Here is a 6,086-nt window from a genome sequence, read left to right on the forward strand (position 1 = left end):
TTGAATACTAGAAAAACTCTAGAACACTATATAGATGAAAACTTTCAAGGTACTTTAAAAGATATTCAAAAGATTATTAAAATAAAAACCGTAAAAGAGGAGAGCACCGATGGTGCTCCCTTTGGTTTAGGGATAAAAAAAGGATTGGAAGAAACATTAAAAATAGCACAAGATCTAGGGTTTAAAACTGTAAATTTAGATAACTATATTGGTTATGCTGAATTTGGAGAGGGAGAAGAGTATATAGGGATTTTAGGTCATATAGATGTAGTACCAGAGGGAGAGCATTCGAAATGGAGTGTACCACCTTTTAGTGGAGAGATAGTAGAAAGGAATATTATTTCAAGAGGAGCCTTAGATAACAAGGGACCAATTATTTCAGCCTTATACTCAATGAAAGCTTTGAAAGAGTGTATTCCAACTTTTAATCATAGAGTTAGAATAATATTTGGAACAAATGAAGAGAGTGGGGATGAAGATATAAAATATTATCTATCAAAAGAGAAGGCTCCAAAATATGCTTTTACTCCAGATGGACAGTTTCCAGTTGTATTTTCAGAAAAAGGGATATATACATTCTCTTTTAAAGATAGTTTTTTAAAAGAAGATACTTCGATATTGGATATAGTTGGAGGAACAAGATCAAATGTAGTTCCTGAAGAGGCGAAAGTATATTTAAAAAAAGATTTATTTCAAAAGGTTTTAAAAGAGTTAGAAAGTTTTAAAAATAGTTCGTGTAAATTTGAAGTTTTGGAGAAAGAGAACTACTTGGAGATTATATGTAAGGGAATACCAGCTCATGCTAGTTCTCCTCATAGAGGAATAAATCCAATAACATGGCTATTTAGATTTTTAAATGAGGTTATATCTGAAAAAGATTCTTTGAAAAGATTTGTTAATTTTATGGATAAGGTTGTCGGTATAGAAACTGATGGAAGGGGATTGGATATAAAAACTGAAAATGAGGAAACAGGAGATTTAACTTTAAGTTGTGGTATTGTAAAAGTGATGACTCAAGAAAAAAAATCTTCGATATACGTTAAGTTTAATATCAGATACCCTGTTACGACTAATGAAAAGCAGTTGGATGCTACACTTGATAAAGTGGGAAAAGATAATGAAGTAGAGTTTATAAAAGAAAATCATAATGCACCTTTATATTTTTCGAAGGAGCATCCGTTAGTTAAAAAACTTCAGAAGGTTTTTAAAGATATAACAGATAGAGATGATAAACCTGTAGCTTTAGGTGGAGGAACGTATGCGAAACTTATGCCAAATACAGTTGCATTTGGACCAAATTTTAAAGAGTTTAGAGGGAATCCTCATGGTTTTGATGAGAAAATGGATATAGATATGTTAAAACAGGGAATGTTAATGTATGCTTTGGGAGTTTTAGAATTAGCACATTAATTATGGAATTGAAATTTTAAATAAGCTATCTTAGTTTAGGGTACTTTAAAGGTACTTCTTACTAAGATAGCTTTTTTATTACTTTTATTAAAAATAATTATAGTTTAAATTTTAGGAGGAACAACAATGAATTACAATCAAAAAAATATGGAAGTCTATGAGATGTATTTAGATTCTAATAAGGCTAGAAATTATGAGACAATGAATACGACATATAAAATGTATAAGAGTAGAATGATAGACTATTTAAGCTATTTAAAAGAATATGAGGGGAATAAATTATTGTTATCTGAAGCAACAATAAAAAATTGTGTGAGTATTTTAAAAAGATATATAAATAATTGTAGAGATAATATTTTTGGATAATACTGAAAAAATATTAAGAGAATGCTTAGATTATAGAGAGAACAAGAACATAGCTTCTGATTGGTTATTCATAACAAAGAGTAAAGAAAGCTATGTACAAATGCAGCAAAGTACTATAAGAGAGCTAATAGGGTATGATAAATTTATTAAGTAATTTTTAAGATATAAATTTTGCTGCAGAATATACACCTCACAACGATACTAAAGTTGCAAAGGATCACTATATAAAAGCTCGTACTGGAGCAGAAAATAGAAGTAAAATACTTAAAATTAGAAGAGAAAAAGGTTTATGAGATAAAAAATACCCCCGTAGGGAGAGGTTTGAGGTTACCTTCTGTTTAACCATAACATTAAGATTAGAGAGATTCCTATAAAGAATACTCCACCATTAATGTTGATGGCTTCAATATTGATAATCATGCAAAACCTCCAAGTTGTGTGAAATTTTCTACCTTGTTCAAGGGCAGAAAAAAAGCTTTCACGAAAGTGAAAGCTTAAATTCTGAACATGAGCCGAAGCTCGAAATTTACACAACTTGGTAACCCTACGAGGGTTAGTAATAGTAGTATACTTGAAACTTTTTAAAAAGTCAAATTTTTGAAAAAAATAGCAAAATAAATTTCAATAAATTGTATAATTTACCCAACATAAAAAATTAGAAAAACTAAAAATAAAATTACAAAGGAGAATCAATGATTATATATATTTATAATATAAAAACATTAACAGTAGTAGCAAGACCAATTGTAAATTCATATAGAGAATTTAAAGCTGAACCAATAAGATATTATCCCGAATGGAATGCAGATTACCATATATCAACTGAGATAGAATTTCAAAATCCGATATTAGATTCTGGAGTAATAAGAGAAAAAACTAGAGAAGAATTAATTCTACTAGATGATAAAACTGAATTACTTCAAGATGGAGAATATATAGAAAACAATAAGATTATTAGAGTAGAAGCTCCAAGTTATTTATTTAAAAAATTATGGAATAAAGATATTAATGTATGGGAAGAAGGAGCAGCTCAGGAAGAGATTAATCTAGAAGTAAATAGACTTATAAATGAATTTACAATGTTTGGAGAACAAAAAGAAAGATGGATAAAATACGGGTTTGATGTACTAGATATAGAAAATAAAATGGCAGAAAATATTATACAAAGAAATTATTTACTATCAATAAAATTGTAAAGGAGTTGATTAATATGGAGTTTATACAAGAACATATAGAATTAATTTGTTTATTAATAGGAGCAATAGTAGGAGTAGTATTACCAAAGGTTAAAACAAATTTATTTGGTCAAAAGGTAGGACAAAAGATTCCTAAAAAAATAGCTATAATGATAGCTGACCAAATAGATTCATTTGAAAAGGGATTAAGACAGCAAGATATTAATGGAGATAGTTCTATTGTGTCAAATGAACAATTATTAAAAGAAACAGAAAAGTTAAAAGTTAATTTGGGTTTAGACCAACATTCAAAAGAAAAGGTTTTGAAGTGAGGATAGATCCATTAAATTATAAAAAGAAACTAATAGAGATAAAAGTTTGTAGAAGAGCTAATTCTATAAAGGAGTTGTTTAAATTTTGGTAGAAAATATGGAATACATAAAATTAGGTATTACAATTGTTACATCATTAGGAAGTGTTTTAGGAGTTTATCATAAGTTTATTATGAAAAAGATAGATGAAAAAATAGACCAAAGATTACATGATAAAGAAGTTGAATATATGAAAACTCAAATAAAGCATAATTATACTAATTTAGAAAATAGAGTATTAGTTGTTTCAGATGATGTTAAAATTATAAAAGAATATATATTAAATAGTAAGTAAATATTTAATTAATATTATGTCATTTTATGTTATAATATAATTATATTATTATAATAAGTAGGAGTTGAAGACTAAAATGAGAAGTTTTGCTCTTTGGTATAATCCAAGAAAAAAAGAGGAAACAAAGATTATTGGAGTAAAAAACAAAGATGAAATAGAAACAGAGTCAAAAGTATGTTTAGACATTCATGTGAATTTGTGGAGAAATAAAAAAAAAGATACGTTTATTTTTGATTTTGGATTAATGGTTTCAGAAATACAAGAGGTTGAAGAAATATGTATATATATTCCTTTCGAAATAGAAAAGATTGAAGATTTAGGAAGGAAAATGAAGGCGAATAACAGTTTAATTAATGCAATTTTTAATGAAGAGTGTGAAATTGACAGTTCTCATCCAAATAGAGTAAAAGTGAAAAGAAGAAACTCTGAAGAATGCTTTATGGTTTATTCAATACATGATTCAGAATATGAAATACAAAAAATAGAAAATACAAAAAATACTAAGGGAACTATATTGAAATTAAATGTTGGAAAGATATTGTCTAAAGTTGAAGAAAACTTAGATTCAACAAAAAAATATTATTTTAGAATACGATTTGAACAGAATTCAGGAAATATAAATATGATAAAGAATCAAACATCAGAACAAAATATTTATAGTAATTTTTTTAAGAAAATAGAAATGATTGATTTTAGAATTAATGATGAAAGGACTTGGTCTGAAACTATAAAACAGGAATATTATAGATCAAAAAATTTTGTAATTAAATCAATCCATTATCTTTTATTAAGGAATGCTAATGATGAATTTATTTATTATGATGGTAAAATAAAAAGTAGATTATTAGAAGTAGAAATTTGGAAGGATTATATTGAATTTATAGATACAGATACAATAACGTATCATATAAAAAAAATAGCAAATGATAATCAAGAATTAGGAATTGAAAATTTTATTTGTTTAACAAGATTTAAGTTTACTTCAGAATCTGTATCCTTGCTAATTTATTATTTAATATTTGTTTTGTTTTTAGCAATAATAGCAAATTCAATATTTGGATTTTTTAATACTTTTTTATCTGAGTTGAAAATAATAAAAGACAATAATATATCTCCGGAAATAATAATTTTAACAATTGGATTTATTATTTGTATTTCTGTATATTTTTTAATAAAAAAATGGAAAAGTGAATAAAATTATAGTAAAATATATAAAATAATAATGAGGAAAGAAGTGATAAAAATGAAAGTAGTTTTTGTAAAAGCTTCTGAAATAACTCCGAAAAATCTTCAGAAAATATCTCTTGATTGGACAGAAGATTTTGTAAATAGCAAAATTTGTGAAGATTTGAAAATATTAAATAATGACTATCCTGGCATTTTAGAATGGTATACTTCAAAAGTAAAACCTGAAATAGAAAAAGGTAATAAAAGTAGAGAGATTATACTAGCATTTGCAGATAAAGAATTAGCAGGAATAGCAATATTAAAAAAGGATAATTATGAAAAAAAAATATGTACAATAAGAATAAGAGAGATATATAGAAAAAAAGGAATAGGTCGTAGATTATTTGAAGAAGCGTTTGAATGGTTAGAAACAAGATTACCACTTATAACGATTTCAGAAACTAATCAAAGAGCTTTTTTGAAAATTATTTCTGATTATGAGTTTAAAGAAACGGATGTTATTATTGGAAAGTATGTAAAAAATAAAAAGGAATATATTTATAATGGAAACTAGAGTGTTATTATCAATAAAACCTGAGTATGTTAATAAAATATTTTTAGAAGAAAAGTTATATGAATATAGGAGATTGATTTTTAAAAATAAAGTTGAAACAGTTGTTATATATGCAACTTCACCAATAAAAAAAATTGTAGGAGAGTTTAAAGTTGTTGAAATTTTACATGAGACTCCGGAAAAAATTTGGGAAATTACAAAAGATAAAAGTGGAATAGAAAAAGAAAAATTTTTCAAATATTTTAACAATTTAGAAAAAGGATATGCAATAAAAATGAAAGAAATTAAAAAATATAAAGATCCTTTAGAATTAATAGAATTTAATATCAAAGTGGCACCACAATCTTTTATTTATTTGAAATAAAAAGCACTCGTAAAGAGTGCTTTTTATATTTTAAAAAATTAGTATTAGGAAAAAGAAAATTTAAATTATTATTTTTCATAAACCAATATCTTCCTTTTTAGTTAATAAAACTTAAATGTTCATTTAAACTTTCAATTATACAGTTATAAAAGAAATCGTAGGCTTCTTCATAATTGCCACGATATCTTTTATCAAGAGATTGATAATATTCTAATGTGTCAGTAGCTAAAACAGTTATAGGAGGATATCCAAGTTTTAGAAGCTCTAAATTAGTTAGTAATCTTGAAGTTTTAGGGAGTATACCAAATTTAGTGTAAATTAACTTCTTAGCTATCAAATTTTAAATGTCCAAATAGGCTATCTT

General features: G+C 25.8%; 10 protein-coding genes. 9 read left to right on the top strand and 1 reads right to left on the bottom strand.

From position 1 onward, the window contains the following. From pepV to L992_RS10235, 9 genes are all read left to right on the top strand, one after another. A complete protein-coding gene (pepV, locus tag L992_RS10200; protein WP_047396074.1) occupies positions 1–1,410 on the top strand; it encodes a dipeptidase PepV in 1,410 nt (469 codons plus the stop codon). A gap of 126 nt (positions 1,411–1,536) precedes the next feature. Next, positions 1,537–1,776 carry a hypothetical protein gene (locus tag L992_RS13785; RefSeq protein ID WP_047396076.1) on the top strand — a complete coding sequence of 80 codons (240 nt, stop codon included), beginning with the start codon at positions 1,537–1,539 and terminating at the stop codon, positions 1,774–1,776. Further along, on the top strand, positions 1,769–1,930 hold the full coding sequence (locus L992_RS13790) for a hypothetical protein (RefSeq protein ID WP_231549784.1): 162 nt from the start codon (positions 1,769–1,771) through the stop codon (positions 1,928–1,930). Before L992_RS13785 ends, L992_RS13790 begins: the two co-directional genes overlap by 8 nt. A 538-nt stretch (positions 1,931–2,468) precedes the next feature. Further along, positions 2,469–2,972 (top strand): hypothetical protein, encoded by a 504-nt coding sequence (locus L992_RS10210; RefSeq protein ID WP_052193972.1) that lies wholly within the window; start codon positions 2,469–2,471, stop codon positions 2,970–2,972. Between the two features lie 14 nt (positions 2,973–2,986). Continuing rightward, positions 2,987–3,283 carry a hypothetical protein gene (locus L992_RS10215; protein ID WP_047396079.1) on the top strand — a complete coding sequence of 99 codons (297 nt, stop codon included), beginning with the start codon at positions 2,987–2,989 and terminating at the stop codon, positions 3,281–3,283. Positions 3,284–3,368: 85 nt separating this feature from the next. Continuing rightward, the gene (locus L992_RS10220; RefSeq protein WP_047396083.1) at positions 3,369–3,617 is read left to right on the top strand and encodes a hypothetical protein; all 249 of its coding nucleotides are present in this window, start codon (positions 3,369–3,371) and stop codon (positions 3,615–3,617) included. Positions 3,618–3,693: 76 nt separating this feature from the next. Beyond that, positions 3,694–4,812, top strand: a complete 1,119-nt coding sequence (locus L992_RS10225) for a hypothetical protein (protein WP_047396086.1) — start codon at positions 3,694–3,696, stop codon at positions 4,810–4,812. A gap of 48 nt (positions 4,813–4,860) precedes the next feature. Continuing rightward, positions 4,861–5,358, top strand: a complete 498-nt coding sequence (locus L992_RS13175; protein WP_231549785.1) for a GNAT family N-acetyltransferase — start codon at positions 4,861–4,863, stop codon at positions 5,356–5,358. Continuing rightward, the gene (locus L992_RS10235; protein WP_047396089.1) at positions 5,348–5,722 is read left to right on the top strand and encodes a phage associated protein; all 375 of its coding nucleotides are present in this window, start codon (positions 5,348–5,350) and stop codon (positions 5,720–5,722) included. The genes L992_RS13175 and L992_RS10235 overlap by 11 nt, the downstream gene beginning before the upstream one ends. Positions 5,723–5,819: 97 nt before the next feature. Here the strand turns inward: L992_RS10235 and L992_RS10240 are convergent, their stop codons facing one another. Continuing rightward, positions 5,820–6,059: a hypothetical protein gene (locus tag L992_RS10240; protein ID WP_047396091.1), complete on the bottom strand. Its 240-nt coding sequence runs from the start codon at positions 6,057–6,059 to the stop codon at positions 5,820–5,822. Between the last annotated feature and the right edge of the window lie 27 nt (positions 6,060–6,086).

This window comes from Cetobacterium sp. ZOR0034 (assembly GCF_000799075.1).
Classification (GTDB): Bacteria; Fusobacteriota; Fusobacteriia; order Fusobacteriales; family Fusobacteriaceae; genus Cetobacterium_A.